Here is a 17,092-nt window from a genome sequence, read left to right on the forward strand (position 1 = left end):
CGAGGATCAATATTGTCTTTGGCCCGAATATGCGTCCATCCGTCCTGATCCCGCTGGCGCCGGGAGGAAATTAAGCGGATGCGCAGGCGAGCGGCTCGCCCGTCCTGTCCGATAACAAAAGATTGAATTGCAATGGGGCTTTCCCGGTTTTTCTCGCTCGCGTCCAACGACCTGGCGATCGACCTCGGCACGGTGAATACGGTGGTTTACGTGCGAGGTAAGGGAATCGTTCTGAACGAACCTTCGGTGGTGGCGATCGAAACGATCGACGGCGTTTCCCGCACCAGAGCGATCGGTGCCGAGGCGAAGCTGATGCTCGGCAAGACGCCCGACACGATCCGGACCATCCGCCCGATGCGGGATGGCGTCATCGCCGACATCGATGTCGCCGAGCAGATGATAAAGCACTTCATCGACAAGGCGCATGGCGGGCCCAGCCGTCTGCCGCGCCGCCCGAGCATCGCGATCTGCATTCCCGCGAGCGCGACGATGGTCGAACGCCGGGCGATCCGGCAGGCGGCCTTCAACGCCGGTGCCGGAAAGGTATCGCTGATCGAGGAATCGATGGCGGCGGCAATCGGGGCGGGCTTGCCCGTAACCGAGCCGGTCGGTGCGATGGTCGTCGATATCGGCGGCGGCACGACTGAGGTGGCGGTGCTGTCGCTGCGTGGCCTTGCCTATAGCAATTCCGTCCGGGTCGGCGGCGATCGGATGGACGAGGCGATCGCCTCCGGCATCCGCCGGCGCCACAATCTGATGATCGGCGAAGCCACTGCCGAGCGGATCAAGGTCGAAATCGGCTCCGCGCGGGTGCCGACCGAGGGGGACGGCGCGTCGTTGCGCGTCAAGGGACGAGACCTGCTCCACGGCGTACCGGCCGAGATATCGGTGAGCGAAGAGGAAATCGCCGGCTTTCTCGGTGACCTGGTGGGTCAGATCGTCGGGGCGGTCCTGTCCGCACTGGAGAAGACCGAACCGGAACTGGCCGCCGATATCTTCGATCGCGGTATCGTGATGACCGGCGGCGGCAGTTTGCTCGCCCGGCTCGATCAGGTCTTGTCGGATGCCACCGGCCTTCCCGTGATCGTCGCGGAGAATGCCTTGACCTGCGTGGCGAGGGGTGCGGGAATGGCCCTGGAAGACCCCATATTCCAGGGGGTGATGACCGACACCTGACTGCCCCCGACATGCAGACCATAACATTAAGTAATTAATATACCGTAATAAGTTCTTACGTTAGCCGCGTTTTCGCACGCCGTTCACCATTGTCCTCCCAGCAAATCCGCCATTGGCACGGGCATTGCTCAATTGTCCCTGAGAGGCACGCGATGTTGCGTGCGGGATGGGATGACAAGACAATGAAAAAGTACATTCTCGGCGCGATTGCTGTGGCTTCCATCGGCGCGGCCGTGCCGGCCATGGCCACGACCTATGTCAACGAAGCGGCGTTTCTCGCCGCGGCTGGTACGCCACTGACGCTGGAGAGCTTCGAGGCGACTCCGAATGTCACCGGCGCACCGGTGGTGTTCGCCGGCGGTACGGTGACCTGCACCGGCACGAACTATTGCTCGTCCTTCTCCGGCACCCGCCAGATCGGCAACGCGACCAATGGCAACGTAACCGCTTATTTCGCTTCGCCCGACCGGATCACCTTCACCTTCAGCACCGCCATCACATCGTTCGGCATCGATGTTATCGACCTCGGCACCGCCGGCGCGACGAACTTTTCGCTGACCTATGCCGGCGGGACGACCACCCTGTTTTCCAACTATACCGGCGGCGGCACCCTGTTCGCAGGCCTGGTCGATGCGAACGGCTTCACGTCCGTCAGCTTCACCGGCACTGCAAATGGCGACGGCATCGATTTCGACCGGCTGCGGTACGGGACGGCAGTGGCAGCCGTGCCGGAAACCGCGACCTGGGGCATGATGATCCTCGGTTTCGGCATGATCGGTGCCGCCTCGCGCAGCCACAAGGTCAAGACGACCGTCGCCTACGCATAACAGTTTCTTCTCCCGAAGAACGCTAAGCCGTCGGCCGAAGGGCTGGCGGCTTTTTGCGGTCTCAATTGATCCCGCGCGCGCCTCAGCCGCGTTTCTCGGTGGCGATCCAGCTATCGATCTGCGCCTCCAGCACGTCGAGCGGCACGGCACCCTGCCCCAGCACCGTGTCGTGGAACCGGCGCACGTCGAATTTCGCGCCCAGCGCCTGTTCGGCCTTGCGGCGCAGGGCCAGAATCTTGAGTTCGCCCAATTTGTAGGCGAGCGCCTGGCCCGGATTGGAGATGTAGCGGTTCACCTCGGCATCGATGTTCGCGTCGGTCAGCGCAGTATTATCCTTCATGAACGCGACCGCGCGATCCTTGGTCCAGCTTTGCGCGTGCAGCCCGGTATCGACGACCAGCCGGCAGGCGCGCCACATCTCGTAGGACAGGCGGCCCATATCCTTTTCAGGCGTGTCGTAAATGCCCATCTCGATCCCGAGATGCTCGGAATACAGGCCCCAGCCTTCGACGAAGGCGGTGAAGAACGTGGCGTATTTGCGGAAGTCTGGCAGGTCCATTTCCTGCTGCAATGCGATCTGGTTGTGATGGCCCGGAACCGCCTCGTGCGACGTAAGCGCGGCGAGTTCGTAGAGCGGACGCTGGTCGAGCTTGGACGTATTGACGTAGTAGGTGCCGGCAATGCCAGCCGCCGGCGATCCGCCCATATAATAGGCCGTGGTATTGCCCTCCGCCGTTTCCGCCGGGATGGCCCGCACGCCGTAGGGCAGGCGCGGCAGCGTGGCGAACAAGGTAGGCATCTTGCCGTCGTTGATCTTCGCCTGCAGCGCGGCGGCACCCATCAGTTCGGCCGCGCTCCTGGGATAATATTTGGGATCGGTGCGCAGCGCCTGGATGAACGCCCCGCGGCTGGCATAGCCCGATTTCGTCGCCAGCCCGTCCATCTCGGCACGGATGCGCTTCACCTCGTCGAGGCCGATCTGGTGGATCTGGTCGGGCGTCAGCGTGGTGGTGGTCTGCTGGCGGACCTGAAACGCATAATAACGCTGTCCGTCGGGCAGTGCCGACGCGCCATAGGTCTTGCGGCATTTGGGCAGATAGCTCGTGCGGTAATAATCGTCGATCTTGCGATATTCCGGGTTGAGCGTGCCGGTGATCAGCGCCTTGGCCTTGGCCTGCATACCGGCCCATTCCGCATCCGAGATGCCCACCGGCTTTGCGCCCTTGAACGGGGCGTAGAAACGCGAATCCTCGGGCTTGGCGGTGATCACGCCGGTGATGGTCTGCTCGAAACCGGACAACGTGACGCACGGCTGCATGTAGCCGCCGGCCACGGCTTGCCTGGTGGTCTCAAGCGCTTGGGCATTGCCTTGGGGGAATTGAGCCAGTCGACCGAGATAGCTGGTGAAATCCGCCTTGGTGCGCAGCGGCACGGTATCGGCGAGACCGGCGAACCCCTGGAACCAGCTGCCCAGCGTCGAAAATGTCATGGTACGCTCGCCGAAGCCGTTCGCTTCGATCTGTTCGGCGAGGATACGATGCAGGATCGCCAGATTGGTGCGATCGGCCGGCGACAATTGCGCTGGCGGTATCGCATCGAGCCGTTTGACGAACACGGCCGCCTGCGCCGCTTGGCGATCCGCCTCGGCGAGGCTGTAATCGCCCAGTTGATCGTCATAGGTGCGCACGCCGAGCGACGTTGCGTAGATCGGATTGGATTTCAGGAACCATGCCCAATGGTCCGCGATCACGGCATGGAGATCCTCCGTCGGCGTGGCCGAGGCAGGCACGGACATGACGGCAAGAACGGCGGCAATCGCGAGACGGCGCATGCGGGCATTTCCTCTCTGAACTTCGTTATCATGCAGAATGAGCTTGGATGACCGCCAGATCAATCGTCTGGTACCGACCGCTTTCAGGATGCTGGGGGCATCGCGCCGGCCTTATACCCGACACGCATCCCTCCCTGTGTCTTGTCTTCCGACCTTCGTAGAGGCAATCCCAACGCGAATGGAACATGAGCCCGACTTGGAAACGATCCTGCTGGGGCCGGTCCTGCCCGATCGGGCCTGCGGCGACTGCACGGCGTGTTGCAGCGTTCTCACGGTCGACACGCCCGACTTCAAGAAGCCCGCAGGCACACCGTGCGTCCACCTCGGTGCGGATGGGTGCACCATCCACGCCGTACGCCCTCATATCTGCCGGACATGGTTCTGCGCCTGGCGACGGGTTGCGAGCATGCCGGATGCTGCCCGGCCGGACCGGTCCGGCCTGCTCGTGTCGCTCAATTTCGTGCACGAGCCGCAGAACTGCTTCGAAGGCGTTTCGATCAATGTCCGCGCCCTTGCCGGGAGCGACGCGATAGCGAGCGGAATGGCCGCCACCGTTCTCGACAGCGTGTGCGATCAACTCGTCCCCGTCTGGTTCAGCGATGGATCGCGCAAGATGTTGATGCACCCCGAGAACGACGTCGCCCGCCTCGTCCTCTCGGGCGATCCCGCACCCGCACATCTGGAAAATGAAGTCGCCGCATGGCGCGAGCGGTACGGCGTCTTCGCTTCACGCGGCTAGGAGGGCAAGCCTAGCCGGCGGGACGACATCATTCGAGATCGTTCTCGCTGATCACGATCATCGCCGGATCGCTATCCCGCGCCAGCGCGGCCAGGCCGGCCTCGGCGATCTCGTCGCTGAACATGTTGAACATCTGCACCGCATCGTCTTCGGGCTCATCGCCGCTCAGCGCCTTCAGCACCGAATATTGCACGCCGAAATCATAATCCTCGCCATCCACTTCGGCGCTGAATTCCACCATCTGCTCCTCGACATTGTCGAGGATCGTCGCCTGATCGATGTCCATCTTGTCGGCCGCCATGTCATTTCCTTCCGGTTCGTGTTCGGTTCGTGGTCTGTGCAGATCGTCGATCAGCTGCGTGCAACGCGTGGCCGAGCCGAATGTTCGAGGCAAGAGCGGCGTTCACACCTTGATGATGTTGATCTGTGTGATTGCGCCCCGACGCTACGACCGAAACACATGCGCGATGTCACAAATCCACGCGACGGGCGTTCCCGCTCTCATGCCCTTGTCCATTGCCTTTGTCGGCGCCGGCCCGACCACGATCTACACGCTGTGCGCACTGCTCGGCGAGGAGATCCTGCCAGCCGAAATCACGATCTTCGAAGAGCAGCCGCGCGCCGGCCTGGGGACGCCGTATCGGCCGGGCTGGAACGACCCGGCGATGCTGTCGAACATCGCCAGTATCGAAATCCCGCCGATCGAGGAGACGCTGATCGCTTGGCTCGAACGACAGCCGCGGGCTCGGCTGGTCCGGCTCGGCATCGATCCCGACCAGATCGACGATCACGCCTTCTATCCGCGCCTCGCGCTCGGCGAATATTTCCTCGATCAGTTCACCGCTTTGATCGCGCGCGCGCGCGATCGCGGCATCACGGTGGAGATCGCGACGCGCTGCCGCGTCCTCGACATCGCCGTCGTGGCGGATGGCCTGTGCCTATCGGTCGGGCCGGCAAAGGGTGCGTCCTATCAGCGCACATTCGACCGGGTGGTGCTCGCCACCGGCCATCGATGGCCCGAGGAGCCCGAAGTCCGGCCCGGTTATTTCCTCAGCCCATGGCCGGCGACGGCGTTGCAGCGCATCCCGGCGGCCAGGGTCGGCATTCGCGGTAGCTCGCTCACCGCGATCGATGCCGCGGTCGCGCTGGCGGTGGCGCACGGCACGTTCATCGAGATCGATCATCAGGCGATCGACTACCGCATCAACCCGGGGGCCGAGGCGTTCGACATGACCATGATGTCGCGCAAGGGTTTGCTGCCGGAGGCGGATTTCCATCATCCGGTGCCCTACGAGCCGCTCGCGATCTGCACGCCGGAAGCGGTGAACCGCCTGATCGAGGAGCAATGCGACACGTTGCTCGACCAGTCCTACGCGCTGTTCAAGCGGGAGCTGGCCCATGCCGATCCGGCCTATGCCGAGCAGGTCGGACTGGAGAGCCTTGCGCTCGAGGATTTCGCCGACCGCTATTTCGCGGATCGCGTAGCGGCCGATCAATTCGCCTGGGCGGAACGCAATCTCGCCGAGGCGCGCGCGAATTACGAGGCGGGCGTCACCGTGCCCTGGCGCTACGCGATCCTGCGCATGCACGAGGTGCTCGCCCTGATCGCGCCGCATCTCGACGCGGACGCGCTCGACCGGTTCAACCATTATCTGAAGCCGGTGTTCGTCGACGAATATGCCACCGTGCCGCATGTCTCGATCGAACGGATGCTGGCGTTGCACCGGGCCGGCCGGCTCAGCGTCGTCGCGCTGGGCGACGGCGCGCGGATCGACACGCATGGCGAGGAATCCGGTGCCACCGTCATACGGAATGGCGACCGGGAACATTATCCGGTCTTCATCGAGGCCACCGGACAACGACCGCTGGCCATCGACACCTTTCCGTTCCCGACCTTGCTCGAACAAAAAGTGGTCTGCGATGCGGCGGAGGGCGATGAGAACGGACCCAAGGGTGTCGCGATCGACGAGGCCTTTCATCCAGTGTCGGAAAATCCCGCGGCGCAAAGGCTGTATTGCCTGAGCATCCCCTACATCCTGGGACGGCATCCCTTCATTCAGGGGATCACCAGTTCGCACGAAATGGGCAATATCGTCGGCGCGGAACTGGCCAAACCGATCGATGCCGATGCGACGGAAATCGGGGCGCGGGCATCCGAGGACAGACCCTTTGAAGGCGCGGAGCGCCCGCAACAAATATCCGCGTAAGATTGCCTTTCTCGATCCACTGCCCGAGACCGCGACCGGCAAGCTTTACGGCATCCGGAGATCACGCCTTGACCGATTTCACCGCCACGCGCGCGCTGTTCGATCTGCCGGACGGCGTGATCTATCTCGACGGCAACTCGCTGGGTCCGCTGCCGCGCAATGTGCAGGCGCGGCTGGCGGCGACGGTCGCCGCCGAATGGGGCGAGCGGCTGATCCGGGCGTGGAACGATTCCGGCTGGATGACGCTGCCGCGCCGCGTCGGCGATCGGGTCGGACGGCTGATCGGCGCGCCGGAAGGCAGCGTGGTGATGGGCGATACTTTGTCGGTGAAGGTGTACCAGGCGCTGGCCTCGGCGCTCGATCTCGTGCCCGATCGGCGCGTCGTGCTGTCGGACAGCGGCAATTTCCCGACCGATCTTTACATGGCGCAAGGGCTGCTCGCCTCACTCGGGCGCGGGCATGAACTGAAGATCGTTGCGCCCGAGGCGGTCGCGGATGCGATCGACGAGAGCGTCGCTGTCGTGATGATCACCGAGGTCGATTACCGCACCGGGCGACGCCACGACATGCCGGCGCTGATCGCCAAGGCGCATGCGGTGGGCGCGCTGGTGATCTGGGATCTCGCCCATTCGGCCGGCGCGGTGCCGGTCGATGTCGCGGGTGCCGACACCGACTTCGCGGTCGGCTGCACGTACAAATATCTGAACGGCGGCCCCGGATCGCCGGCCTTCATCTATGTCGCGCCACGAATCGCCGACACCGTGCGACCGGCCTTGTCGGGGTGGATGGGGCACGCCGCGCCGTTCGCCTTCGAGCCCGGTTACCGGCCCGGTGCTGGAATCGAGCGGATGCGGGTCGGCACGCCGCCGATCCTGGCGCTTGCCGCGCTCGATGCCGCGCTGGACGTCTGGGACGATGTGGACATGGCCGACGTCCGCGCGGCGTCGCTGCGGCTGGCCGACCTGTTCATCGCGCAGGTGGAGGCGCGCTGCCCGGACCTCGATCTGGCCTCGCCGCGCGACGGCGGCGTGCGCGGCAGCCAGGTGTCGTTCCGGCATCCGGACGGCTATGCGATCATGCAGGCGCTGATCGCGCGCGGCGTGATCGGCGACTTCCGCGCGCCAGACATCCTGCGCTTCGGCCTAACCCCGCTCTATATCGGCGAGGACGACATCGTCGCGGCGGTCGATATCATGGCCGAAATAATGGACACGCGCGCCTGGGACGCTCCCGAATACCGTCGGCAAGGACTCGTGACATGAGCGGATGCCCCTATGATCCGGCCGCGGAAGGCGCACAGATGTCGTTCGACGGTCGCATGTCCTATGGCGATTATCTCCGGCTCGAAACGGTGCTCGACGCGCAGTCGCCGCTGTCGACCGCGCATGACGAGATGCTGTTCATCATCCAGCATCAGACCTCCGAATTGTGGATGAAGCTCGCCATCCACGAACTCCGCTCGGCGATCGAGGCGATCCGCGCGGACCGGCTGCAACCCGCGTTCAAGATGCTGTCCCGCGTGTCGCGCATCTTCGAACAGCTGAACGGCGCCTGGGACGTGCTGCGGACGATGACCCCCAGCGAATATACGACGTTCCGCGATTCGCTCGGGCAATCGTCCGGCTTCCAGTCGCATCAATATCGCGCGATCGAATTTCTGCTCGGCAACCGCAATCCGGCGATGCTGAAACCCCATGCTCACCGTAGCGACACGACCGGCATGCTGGAGGACATCCTGGCGGCGCCTGGCCTGTACGACGAGGCGCTCCGGCTGATCGCCCGCCACGGCTTCGACATCGGGGTGGATGCGACGCGGAGCGACTGGCGCGAGACGCGCGCGGAGAATCCGGCGGTGCTGGCCAGCTGGGCGGCGATCTACCGCGCGCCGGAAGAGCATTGGGCACTCTACGAACTGGCCGAAAAGCTCGTCGATCTGGAGGATTATTTCCGCCGCTGGCGCTTCAACCATGTTACCACCGTGGAACGGATCATCGGCCTGAAGACCGGGACCGGCGGCACCGGCGGCGTCTCCTACCTGCGCCGCATGCTCGACGTGGTCCTGTTCCCCGAATTGTGGAACGTGCGCACCGTGCTTTGAGAGGTGGCAAGTGAGGCCCTCGCGCGGCCCCTCAGCGTTTCCGCAGCCCGTCCATGAACAGCGCAATCAGATAGTCCCGAAAGTCCGACGTCAGCTTTTCCATGTCCGCTTCCTCGGGCAACAGCGCGCGGACCAGCGGCTCCGCCGATGAGAAGAAGTCGCTGGCGCCCAGCACCGCGAGATGGAGGAACAGGGGATCGGTGGCGACCAATTCCCGTCCGTCGTCCGCGCCCAGCAGATCCTTGTAGAACGCGACGAGATCCTGGTTCATGGTCGTGACGCGTGCGCGGGATTCTTGCGTCCCTTCCTGCATCAACTCATCGATCATGAGACGGTGCATGTACGGCGCCGAGCGCACGAATTGAACGGTCTTGCCGATATGATCGGCGAGCGCCGTGACGGGATCGTCCTGTGGCTGCCATCCACGCTGCGCATGCGTGGTCACACGATCGACCAACGCCACCAGCAGCGCACTGCGGCTGCCGAAATAATAGCGCACCAACGCCGGATCGACCTTCGCCTCCTGCGCGATGCGCGCGATCGTGACGCGGGCCGGCGGCATCGTGCGCAACAGCTTTTCGGTGGCGACGAGAAGACGTTCGCGACCAACGTCGTTTTCTCCAGATACGGGGCGTCCCTGCCCGCGTTTCTTGGGTTCGGTCTTCGACAGCGACGCACCTTTTGCCATCACCGGCATATCCCGCGTCGCACCGGGATTGGCAACCATTGCCCGCAATATTCCCGCTTTTCGGGAACGCTCGACTGTCGCTTCGCCATCACCCGCTACCCTTGCGCGATGTATTTGTGATGCAGATACGCGTCGAGCCCCTCCATGCCGCCCTCGGAACCGTGGCCGCTCTCCTTCACCCCGCCAAAGGGCGTTTCCGGGCCGGTCAATCCGACGAAGTTGATGCCGATCATCCCGGCCTCGATCGCGTCCCCGATGTCCGCGGCGGTGCGCGACGATCGGGTCCAGGCATAGGCCGCAAGGCCGTAGGGCAGCCGGTTCGCCTCGGCGACCACCTGATCGAAACTGTCGAAGCGCTGGGTCACGGCCACCGGGCCGAACGGCTCCTCGTTCATCAGGCGCGCGTCGTTCGGAACATCGGCCAGAACCGTCGGCTGCCAGAAATTGCCCGCCTGTCCGGCAGGACATCCGCCGGTCGCCAAGCGCGCGCCGGTCGCCACCGCGTCGGCGATCATGTCGTGCATCGCCGCGACCCGGCGCGGATTGGCGAGCGGCCCCATATTCGTGGCCTTGTCCAGCCCGTTGCCGAGCCTCAACTGGCTGGCGGCCGCTGCGAATTGCTCGACGAACGCGTCGTGGAGGCTGTCATGGATATAGAAGCGCGTCGGCGCGATGCAGATCTGTCCGGCGTTGCGATACTTGCCCGCGACCAGCGCGCGTACCGCACGATCGAGATCGGCATCGCCGAACACGATGACCGGGGCATGGCCGCCGAGTTCCATCGTCGTCGGCTTCATCACCCTGGCCGCCAGCACGCCGAGCTGTTTGCCCACCGTCGTGGAGCCGGTGAAGGTGATCTTGCGGATCACCGGCGAGGCGATGAGATAGGTCGAGATGTCGGCGGGCACGCCGAACACGACGTTCAACGCACCCTTGGGCAAGCCGGCATCGTCAAGCGCGCGGGCCAGCGCGAGCGCGCTGCCCGGCGTCTCCTCGGCGGGCTTGATGATCACCGAACACCCCGCCGCCAGCGCCGCCGCGATCTTGCGCGACGGGATCGTGGTCGGGAAATTCCAGGGCGAGAATGCCGCGACGGGGCCGATCGGCTCCATCGTGACCATGTGGCGGACGCCGGGATGCTTGGACGGGATGATCCGGCCGTAAGCCCGCCTCGCCTCCTCGGCATACCAGTCGAAGATATCCGCGCAGGCATGCGCTTCGGCGGTGGATTCACCGATCGGCTTGCCCTGTTCGAGGGTCGAGATCCGACCGATCGCCGAGGCGCGTTCACGCATCAACCGGGCGGCGGCGCGCAGGATCTTCGCGCGATCATAGGCCGACACCGCGCGCCAGACCTTGAAGCCCGCATCCGCCGCCGCCAGCGCCTCGTCGAGATCGTCGCGGGTGGCCACCGCGAGATCGCCGATCGTCTCGCCCGTCGCCGGATTAACGACGGGAATCGTCCCGCCGTCGCTCGCCCCGCGCCAGACGCCGGCGATGAACAAGGTCGGCTGCGGATAGTCTTCAACGCTCACGCCAAATCCTTCGGATACGGGGGATGCCGCTAGCGGGGATCGCCCGTTTCGCCGAAACCATAGATGTCGAGCGTCCGTTCGCCGGCCTGGATGCGTGCGATCTTGTCGGCTTCGTCACGTTCGCGGGCGTCGCCGCGCACCAGCGCGTCGGCCACGGCCGCTTCGGGCAGCACGACGACACCGTCGCGGTCGCCGACGATCAGGTCGCCCTGCCGCACGACGACCGCGCCGATACGGATCGGCTGGCGAGTCCAGGCGGTCGCTTCATAACCCTTGATCGTGCCGTTGATGCAGATGCCGTTGGAAAAGACCGGAAAGGGCATGGCGACGAGCGCGCCGACATCGCGCACGCCGCCGTCGATCACCAGCCCGCCGAGCCGCTGCGCGATCGCCGCGGTGTTCAGGATGTCGCCCCAATAGCCCCATTCGATGCCGCCGCTGGTCGAGACGACCAGCACGTCGCCGGGCTTCGCCTCATAGAGCGCGCGGTGGATCCATAGATTGTCACCCGCCGGGATGTGCACGGTGAAGGCCGGGCCGGCGATGCGCATCTCGGGTGCGACCGGCTTGATCGCAGACGGCAACGCGCCGATCCGCCCCGCTGCCTCGTGCAAGGTTGCCGCCCCCAGCCGGGTCGCCTCGGCCAGCTGTGCGGGGCTGTAGGTCACTGCGCGTCGCGGCGCTGGAGCAAATGGTATTGCTGCTGCTTGCGAGCCTCGTCCAGCCGCAGCCCCCCGGCGATGGCATCGCGGATGCGCATCTCGGCGGCGTCGATCGTCTCGGCGGCGGCGAGCACCTCGTCCTCGCGATCGGCGGGGATGACGACCACGCCATCCGAATCCCCGCGCACGATGTCGCCCGGTGAGACGCGCACGTCGCCGATCGTCACGATCACCTGCGTCGCGTCGAGCTGCACCCGGTCCTTGCCGGTGCGCATCGAATAGCTGCGGCTGTACATCGGATAGCCGAGATCGAGCGCCAGATGCGTGTCGCGGCACGCCCCGTCGATCACCGTACCGCCCAGCCCGCGCTTGTTGGCGGTGAAGGTCAGGATGTCGCCCCATACCGTCGCGTCGGGCCGGCCGCCGTTATCGATCACCACCACATGCCCCTCGGGCACGTCGTCGATGAAATCGCCGACCGTGCCGAGCGGGTGCCCGACCGGCGCATAAGCGAGCGTAAAGGCGCGGCCCGCCAGCCGGAACCTGTGGTCCAACGGCTTGATGCCCAGGCACTGTCCGGCGATGCCGAGCTTGTCGAGCGCGTCGCTGAGCGTCGCGGTCTCGAGCTTCGAAGCGCGTTCGACGTTACGATCGGAGAGGGGGGTATCGGTCACTCGGTCGTCTCCAATAGGTGTTCGTAATCGCCGCCCATCACGGTCGAGACGGGATGACCGGCGAGCACCGCCTTGGTCATGCCGGCCTCGCGCGCGGCGATGCGTTCGGCGGCGGCCAGCACGTCGGCGATGCGATCCGCCGGCACGAACGCCGCGCCGCTGCCGTCGGCGACCACCCAGTCGCCGGTCGCCACCGTCACGTCGCCGACGGTGATCGGCGTGCCGGTCGCGGTTTCGTAGATGCGCCCGCGTGCCGTTCGCGCGGTGCTGCCACGCGCATAAACCGGGAAGCCGATATCGGCCGCCTCATCGACATCGCGCGCCAGCCCCTCGACAATCACGCCGGACACCCCCCGCCCGCGCGCCGCGTTGGACAGGATGCCGCCCCAGCCCGCGCATTCCACGCCGGTGCGCTGCTCGACGACGATCACCTGTCCCGGCGCGGCCATGTCGATCGCGGTGGTGCAGAGGTGGCGCGGCGTCGTGCCTTCCGGCGGCTTGCCCGCGGCGAGCTTCACCGTGATGATCGATCCCGACACCCGGCCCCGGGCCGCGCGCGACCCCAGCCCGGTCACCGACGGCGGCAGGCCCAGTTGATCGAGCGCATCGGAAATCGCACAGGCATCGAGCCGCGCGAGGCGGGTGGCGAAATCATCCATATCAGTTCCCGTAGACTCAGTTCCAGTAGAGGAAGCCGTTGGCGGTGCCGGTGCCGGCTTCGGACCGGTAGCAGGGCTGGTAATCCACCACGTCGCCGGCCAGATCGGTCTCGAACAGCGCGCCCGCTGCGGCGATCCAGTTCTTCAACTCGCTGGTCCCGGATTGCAGCCAATCCTCGCCGATGGCGCACAGCGTCTCGGCATCGCGGGCCGCGAGCGCATCGAAGATCTTCCGGTCGAATGCCTCGTCGATCACGAAATGCGACATGCCGCCCGAGCCGAAGATCGCGACCCGCGCATCCGATTTCCACGCCTTGATCGCGCGGCCCACCGTGCGGCCCAGCTCGAAGCAGCGCCGCGCGGTCGGCTGGTTGGGCGGGAAGAAGGTGTTGGTGATGAACGGCACGTGCGGCACCACCTGATCCCGCATGATCTGGCGATAGACGAAGCCGAACGCGTGGCCGATCCCGCTATGCCAATGGTTCTCCAGCCGCGGCAGCGTGTTCGCGCGCGTGATGTCGAACTGGTGCGCGACGAGATCGCCGATCAGATAATTGGCCAGCTCGGGATGGCCCGGATATTCGGTGTAGGTGGACGGCTTGTGGCCCGGCTCTGCGGCGTGGATGCCCGGCGGATGCTTGGCGGCCTGCGCCTCCGACGACGGCTCGTTCCAGACCTTTTCGCCATTGAACACGGTGAACGCCGGCATCAGCGTCTCGTTGAACAATTCCTGCTGGTCGTTGCCGAAGATGATCGCGACGTCGGGTTTCGCGGCGGCATAGGCATCGGCCATCTGGTCGATCGCCGCGCGGCAGGCGGCGTTGCGCGTGGTCCGCTCCTCGAGCGAGCTCTTCTCGGCCAGCCCCTCGCCCTTGCGCATCTCGACCAAGGTGTCGAAATCATACCGCCCGGTCTGATACCAATGCGCCTTGTTAGCGTGATCGGCGGGCAGGCGCAGCAGCCACTCTTCCGGCGTGGTGGAGAGGGTGGGACCATGCGTGGTCCACATGCCGAGAACGATCTCTGCCATCTTGTCTCTCCTGTCAGACGTCGAGGTTGAACACCCGGCGCGCATTGTCTTCGAAGATCAGTTTCTTGTCCGCATCCGACAGCCAGTCGAACCCGGCGATGGTCGGCGCGATGTCGTCCATCGTCCTGACCTGCGAGCCTTGCGGATCGTATTGCGAACCGACGCCCGGGCATTCCGACCCGAACAGGCAATGGTCGGCGCCGACCGTCTCGATCAGCAGCCTAAGCGCGCCTTCGGTATACAGGACGGTATCGAAATAGAGCTTGGAGAAATTCTCGCGGAAGTCCTTGCCGGCATAGATGTTGCCCGCGATGAACCGGCCGATCTGATAGGGGATCGCACCGCCGCCATGGCTGACGACGATCTTGAGATCGGGAAAATCGGTGAATACATCCGAATTGACGAGGTTGTAGACCGCGGTCGTTTCCTCGTTGATGAAATGCAGCGAATAGGGCTCGCGATCCTGCCGCGATCCGGTCGCGTGAATGTGCGCCGGCAGATCGAGTTCGCACAATTTCTCGTACAGCGGATACCAATAACGCTCGCCGAGGCCCGGCGGGTGGGTGCCATTATTCTCATAGGGATCGGGGTTGAGCAGGCAGCCCTTGAAGCCGAGCGACACGCAGCGATCGAATTCGGCGAACGTGTTCTCGATCGGCTCGCCCGCGACCTGCGGCAGACCGCAGATGCCGACGAACTTGTCGGGAAACAGCTCCACGTTGCGGTGGATGATCGTGTTGCATTCCTCGACGAACCAATGGACCACCCGGCCCGGCTCGAAGCTCGACATCATCTGGAACGGGCGCGGCGAGATCAGCTGCAGATCGGTGCCGTGCTTGTGCAGCATGTCGAGATGCCCGCACGGCGCCATTTCCTTCTTGTTCGCGGCGGCGCGGATCTGATCGTCGGTCACGCGGACCTCGCCGCGCCCATGGCTGCCACGGTGCGACAGGACGGCAGACTTGTACGCCCACAGTTCGGGCGGGGCGCTCACATGCCCATGGCAATCAATGATCATCTAGCCCTCTCCGCCCCCGCTCCGCCATCACGGCATGAATCGATCGGTCTCGACATTGTCAGACGTCTGATATTATATGCCAGTCCGACGTGCAACCCATTTAGGACGGAGCGGCCATGGAAGCCCCACGCAGCATTGCGATCATCGGTGGCGGGATCGCCGGCCTTGCCCTTGCCCTGGGGCTGCACCGCCACGGCATCGGGTGCCGCGTCTACGAGGCTGCGCCCGAGATCGCCGAGATCGGCGTTGGCATCACGTTGCTGCCGCACGGCATGCGCGAGATCGCCACGCTCGGACTGGCGGATACCGTGCTCGCGGTGGGCATCGAGAATCAGGAGAGCGGATTCTTCAACCGCTTCGGCCAGAAATTGTTCGGCGAACCGCGCGGCAAACTCGCCGGCTATCCCCAGCCGGAGGTCGGCATTCATCGCGGGCGGCTGCACGGCATATTGCTTGCGGCGGTGCGCGAGCGGCTCGGCGCGGATGCCGTGGCCTGCGACCATCAGTTCGTGGCGCTCGATCAAACCGACGCCGACGTCACGCTGCACTTCAAGGCGACATCGGACGGATCGATGCGCCCACCGGTCACCGCCGCCATCGCCATTGCCTGCGATGGCGTCAATTCGGCAGTACGACGCCTCTTTTATCCCGACGAAACGGTCGCGTTCACCGGCATCAACACGTGGCGCGGCGTGACGCGTCACCGGCCGATCCTGGGGGGTCGCACCTATATGCGGATCGGATCGATCAAGACCGGCAAGATCGTCGTCTATCCGATTGTCGATTACATCGACGGATCGGGCGATCAATTGATCAACTGGATCGCCGAAATCGAGACCGATCGCGCGCATCGCAACGATTGGAACCAGCAAGGCGACCGCGCCGATTTCCTGCCGATCTACGAAAGCTTCAAGTTCGACTGGCTCGACGTCGGCCAGTTGATCCGCGATGCCGACACGGTGCTGGAATATCCGATGGTCGACAAGGATCCGGTCGATCGGTGGACGTTCGGTCGCGTGACCTTTGCCGGCGACGCTGCGCACCCGATGTATCCACGCGGGTCGAACGGATCGGCACAGGCGCTGATCGACGTGCGCACGCTCGCCGACCTGCTCGCGTCCAGCGAATACCCGTGCGCCGCGTTCGCGCAATACGAGGCGGAACGCCGACCGGCGACTGCCGAGATCGTACGAACCAACCGCACCAGCCCGCCCGACATCATCAACCTGAAGGTCGAGGAACTGGTCGGCGACCGCCCGTTCGACAATCTCGAAGACTATATCTCGCAACATGAATTGCGCGACCTTTCGGACCGGTACAAGCGGGTTGCGGGTTTCAGCCTGCAGCAACCTGCCCCGGCCTGATCGCGACCGGCTTACACGGCCGGCCGGATCGGCTAACAACAGCGAAATACGGAATTTCGTGAAGGCGTGCGTATGGAGCAGGATCAAGAACCGAGCGGGGAATCGTTGGACGCTCTGTATGGGCGACCGGGCTTCCTGCTGCGGCGGGCGCACCAGATCAGCGTCGCGCTGTTTCTCGAAGAGACGGCGGAAACCGGCCTCACCACCACGCAGTTCGGCACGCTTATCGTCCTGCGCGCGCGGGGCAGCCTCGATCAGGTCGGCATCGCGACTTTGGTGGGCATCGACCGATCGACGACCGCGCTGGTGGTCAGCAAGCTGGCGGACGCGGGCTATATCGAACGCCGCGACGACCCCGTCGATCGGCGGCGCAAGATCATCACCCTGTCGGAGGCGGGGCACGCGATTCTCGACCGCGTGACGCAACCGGCGCAGCGCGCCCGCGAACGCGCGCTCGAACCCTTCTCGGCCAAGGACGCGGCGAAATTCCTGAGCTTGCTGGAACGGTTCGTCGAGGTTTTCAACGAACAGACCAGGGCGCCGATCCGATCCGAGCGGAATAGCGACAAAGTCTAGGAAGCGCT

At 64.8% G+C, this 17,092-nt stretch carries 17 protein-coding genes; 8 read left to right on the forward strand and 9 right to left on the reverse strand.

Translation table 11 applies throughout. The features are described 5' to 3' along the window. The first annotated feature begins 132 nt into the window (after positions 1-132). Positions 133-1,176 carry a rod shape-determining protein gene (locus U1738_RS09610; RefSeq protein ID WP_332788827.1) on the forward strand — a complete coding sequence of 348 codons (1,044 nt, stop codon included), beginning with the start codon at positions 133-135 and terminating at the stop codon, positions 1,174-1,176. A gap of 242 nt (positions 1,177-1,418) precedes the next feature. Beyond that, a complete protein-coding gene (locus U1738_RS09615) occupies positions 1,419-2,003 on the forward strand; it encodes a PEPxxWA-CTERM sorting domain-containing protein (RefSeq protein ID WP_332788828.1) in 585 nt (194 codons plus the stop codon). Between the two features lie 82 nt (positions 2,004-2,085). Here U1738_RS09615 and U1738_RS09620 read toward each other — a convergent pair whose 3' ends face one another. Continuing rightward, positions 2,086-3,834: a DUF885 domain-containing protein gene (locus tag U1738_RS09620; RefSeq protein WP_332788829.1), complete on the reverse strand. Its 1,749-nt coding sequence runs from the start codon at positions 3,832-3,834 to the stop codon at positions 2,086-2,088. A 178-nt stretch (positions 3,835-4,012) separates the two neighbouring features. On the opposite strand from U1738_RS09620, the gene U1738_RS09625 reads away from it, so the two are divergent. After that, complete coding sequence (locus tag U1738_RS09625; RefSeq protein ID WP_332788830.1) at positions 4,013-4,573, forward strand: YkgJ family cysteine cluster protein; 561 nt, start codon at positions 4,013-4,015, stop codon at positions 4,571-4,573. A gap of 28 nt (positions 4,574-4,601) precedes the next feature. On the opposite strand, the gene U1738_RS09630 is transcribed toward U1738_RS09625, so the two are convergent. Then, the gene (locus U1738_RS09630; protein WP_332788831.1) at positions 4,602-4,874 is read right to left on the reverse strand and encodes a DUF1488 family protein; all 273 of its coding nucleotides are present in this window, start codon (positions 4,872-4,874) and stop codon (positions 4,602-4,604) included. 166 nt (positions 4,875-5,040) lie between these two features. Between U1738_RS09630 and U1738_RS09635 the strand changes: the two genes are divergently transcribed. The 3 genes from U1738_RS09635 (at position 5,041) to kynA (ending at position 8,878) form a co-directional block, all read left to right on the forward strand. Continuing rightward, positions 5,041-6,780 (forward strand): FAD/NAD(P)-binding protein, encoded by a 1,740-nt coding sequence (locus U1738_RS09635; protein WP_332788832.1) that lies wholly within the window; start codon positions 5,041-5,043, stop codon positions 6,778-6,780. Between the two features lie 68 nt (positions 6,781-6,848). Further along, positions 6,849-8,042, forward strand: a complete 1,194-nt coding sequence (kynU, locus tag U1738_RS09640; protein WP_332788833.1) for a kynureninase — start codon at positions 6,849-6,851, stop codon at positions 8,040-8,042. Beyond that, positions 8,039-8,878: a tryptophan 2,3-dioxygenase gene (gene kynA / locus U1738_RS09645; RefSeq protein ID WP_332788834.1), complete on the forward strand. Its 840-nt coding sequence runs from the start codon at positions 8,039-8,041 to the stop codon at positions 8,876-8,878. The genes kynU and kynA overlap by 4 nt, the downstream gene beginning before the upstream one ends. A 31-nt stretch (positions 8,879-8,909) precedes the next feature. Here the strand turns inward: kynA and U1738_RS09650 are convergent, their stop codons facing one another. From U1738_RS09650 to U1738_RS09680, 7 genes are all read right to left on the reverse strand, one after another. Then, positions 8,910-9,566, reverse strand: a complete 657-nt coding sequence (locus U1738_RS09650) for a TetR/AcrR family transcriptional regulator (protein WP_332788835.1) — start codon at positions 9,564-9,566, stop codon at positions 8,910-8,912. 95 nt (positions 9,567-9,661) lie between these two features. After that, positions 9,662-11,101 (reverse strand): NAD-dependent succinate-semialdehyde dehydrogenase, encoded by a 1,440-nt coding sequence (locus U1738_RS09655; protein WP_332788836.1) that lies wholly within the window; start codon positions 11,099-11,101, stop codon positions 9,662-9,664. 29 nt (positions 11,102-11,130) lie between these two features. Then, positions 11,131-11,769, reverse strand: coding sequence for a 4-carboxy-4-hydroxy-2-oxoadipate aldolase/oxaloacetate decarboxylase (locus U1738_RS09660; RefSeq protein WP_332788837.1), 639 nt, complete (start codon positions 11,767-11,769; stop codon positions 11,131-11,133). Beyond that, positions 11,766-12,437: an RraA family protein gene (locus tag U1738_RS09665; protein WP_332788838.1), complete on the reverse strand. Its 672-nt coding sequence runs from the start codon at positions 12,435-12,437 to the stop codon at positions 11,766-11,768. Before U1738_RS09665 ends, U1738_RS09660 begins: the two co-directional genes overlap by 4 nt. Further along, positions 12,434-13,096 carry an RraA family protein gene (locus tag U1738_RS09670; protein ID WP_332788839.1) on the reverse strand — a complete coding sequence of 221 codons (663 nt, stop codon included), beginning with the start codon at positions 13,094-13,096 and terminating at the stop codon, positions 12,434-12,436. Before U1738_RS09670 ends, U1738_RS09665 begins: the two co-directional genes overlap by 4 nt. 16 nt (positions 13,097-13,112) lie before the next feature. Beyond that, positions 13,113-14,126: a DODA-type extradiol aromatic ring-opening family dioxygenase gene (locus tag U1738_RS09675; protein WP_332788840.1), complete on the reverse strand. Its 1,014-nt coding sequence runs from the start codon at positions 14,124-14,126 to the stop codon at positions 13,113-13,115. Between the two features lie 13 nt (positions 14,127-14,139). Continuing rightward, positions 14,140-15,144: an amidohydrolase family protein gene (locus tag U1738_RS09680; protein WP_332788841.1), complete on the reverse strand. Its 1,005-nt coding sequence runs from the start codon at positions 15,142-15,144 to the stop codon at positions 14,140-14,142. A 116-nt stretch (positions 15,145-15,260) separates the two neighbouring features. Here U1738_RS09680 and U1738_RS09685 point away from each other — a divergent pair, with 116 nt between their 5' ends. Both U1738_RS09685 and U1738_RS09690 read left to right on the forward strand, forming a co-directional pair. Continuing rightward, entirely contained in the window at positions 15,261-16,508 is a 1,248-nt protein-coding gene (locus U1738_RS09685) for a flavin-dependent oxidoreductase (RefSeq protein ID WP_332788842.1), read from the forward strand. 72 nt (positions 16,509-16,580) lie between these two features. Next, positions 16,581-17,084, forward strand: coding sequence for a MarR family winged helix-turn-helix transcriptional regulator (locus U1738_RS09690; protein WP_332788843.1), 504 nt, complete (start codon positions 16,581-16,583; stop codon positions 17,082-17,084). Positions 17,085-17,092: the final 8 nt, after the last annotated feature.

The organism is Parasphingomonas caseinilytica, from assembly GCF_036663755.1.
Taxonomy (GTDB): Bacteria; Pseudomonadota; Alphaproteobacteria; order Sphingomonadales; family Sphingomonadaceae; genus Sphingomonas.